Origin of the sequence: Mesorhizobium sp. M7A.F.Ca.ET.027.02.1.1, assembly GCF_004022985.1 — a bacterium.
Lineage (GTDB): Bacteria > Pseudomonadota > Alphaproteobacteria > Rhizobiales > Rhizobiaceae > Mesorhizobium.
Genome location: NZ_RZOL01000687.1, coordinates 1 through 1757 on the forward strand (window position 1 = coordinate 1; position 1757 = coordinate 1757).

2 protein-coding genes are annotated in these 1757 nt (G+C 61.1%); both read right to left on the reverse strand.

All coding sequences use genetic code 11. The annotated features are described in order from the left end of the window. Positions 1-202: 202 nt before the first annotated feature. A complete protein-coding gene (locus EN749_RS35125; protein ID WP_128364890.1) occupies positions 203-1393 on the reverse strand; it encodes a Xaa-Pro peptidase family protein in 1191 nt (396 codons plus the stop codon). Positions 1394-1511: 118 nt separating this feature from the next. Beyond that, positions 1512-1757: hypothetical protein (locus EN749_RS38370; protein ID WP_210214757.1), on the reverse strand; the 246-nt coding region annotated here is incomplete at its 5' end.

The following is a 1757-nucleotide window of genomic DNA, read 5'->3' on the forward strand; positions in this document are numbered from 1 at the left end:
AACAAACCGAAGCCGCTCATCCATGATGCCAGTCTCTCGCCAAACCATCGCCGGTCCTCCCGGCGGACAAGAAAACTGTCACCCATCTAATCAGTCCATTCTGTTACCTATCTATCCGGTTCGGACACTGCCCCTCTTCTCCCCGTCACTATACGGGGAGAAGGTGCCGGCAGGCGGATGAGGGGCAGCGCCCGCCTTCGTCCTAAAGAGTACCACCCCTGTTCCAGCCCCGACCCCGGTCGCCGAACATCGCATAACCAGCATCCGTCACCGCCAGCGTGTCCTCCAGCTTGATGAACCCCCGCGTCGGGTGGAGCATGGTTGTCTCCACCGACAGCACCATGTTCTTCTCCAGCGGCTTGGCCGCATAGGTGCCTTCATAGGTCACCGGGTGGTTGGTCATCAGGAACGGCGCCTCGTGCGTGATCAACCCCATGCCATGGGCGAAGAAATCCGTGTAGGGTGCGACCTTCGAAGCCTTCAGCACGCCCTCGGCATGGGAAATCATGTCGCCGCCCAGCGTGCCCGCTTTGACTTTTGAGAAGGCCGCCTGCTGCACCGTCTCGACCTCGGCCAGCAGATCTTCCAGTTCGGCATCCGGTTCCCCGAGAATGCCCATCCGGCAGAGGTCGCCGATATAGCCGTGATAGTTGCCGCCGGAATCGATTGACAGCACCTCGCCTTGCTTCCACGCCTGCGGCGAGGCGGCGCGGTTGTGGCTGGAGCCCAGCGTCAGCAGGCAATATTCGAAATGGATGCCGCGATTGGTTTCCTCGCGCCGCAGCTGTTCGATGATCTCGCCCTTGGTCGCGCCTTCGCGCGCCCAGGCTATGGTCGCCAGCATGGAATCGGTGATCAGTTCAGAGGCCGTGCGCAGCTTCTCCAGTTCGGCATCGGTCTTGATGGCGCGCATGCGCTCCAGCATGTCGGTCGCATCGATCAGCCTGGCGTCCGGCAACGCCTTGCGGATCAGCGTATAGGCGTCCGACGGCAGGAAGCCGGGCTCGATGCCGATGCGCGCGCCCGCCTTGCCGATCTTCTGCAGATGCTCGACCGCAAGGTTGGCGGCGTCGAGCGTGCCCCAGCAGGCGGCGTGCAGCGTCGGCGTCCAGAACGGGTTGTTCTGATGCTCGCCGCCCTCCATGCGGTTGCCGATATAGGCGGCATGGTCCGGCCCGCCCTTTTCGTACACCATGATCGGCAGGTATCGGCTGTGGCCGATCGCATCCATGGCGGCGAAGAAAATGAACTTGTAGCCGCCCAGCAGGTATTGCGTGTTGTGCTTGGAGGTGGCGAGCAGCACATCGATGCCGGCCTCCTCCATCAGCCGGTCGACCCTTGCCTGGTCGAACGGGATATTGCCGACCGCATTCTTGCCCGGAGCAATGTTCATCTGTCTCTCCCTGAATAGCCGGATCGCCGCTGTTCCGCTCCCGATCCCTTGGCAGCGGTCAAATCTGCACCATTTTGCCCATTCTGGTCCAGCCAGAAACAGATGAAATGTCGCCTCTCTATGTTTCTGTGTTGTCATTCGTCACATATTCAATCAATCTGGTCCTACCAGAATGATCAAATTGAGCCACGCCCTCCAAACTGGTCCAGCGGACGAAAATTTCAAAGCCAAGCGAGGATGCGCCAATTCCGTCTCTGGCGAAACCCTCGGCAAGGCTCATAATCGCCGCCGCAAGGATGCCGGTGGGCTTGCCGGCGTCTGAGGGGTATTGGCGCACCCGACCGGGTCGCGGAGAGGACGGAGC

What these genes read in the sequence shown, in the direction of transcription:
- EN749_RS35125 (WP_128364890.1), bottom strand. Translation starts at nt 1,393, where the DNA reads ATGAACATTGCTCCGGGCAAGAATGCGGTCGGCAATATCCCGTTCGAC.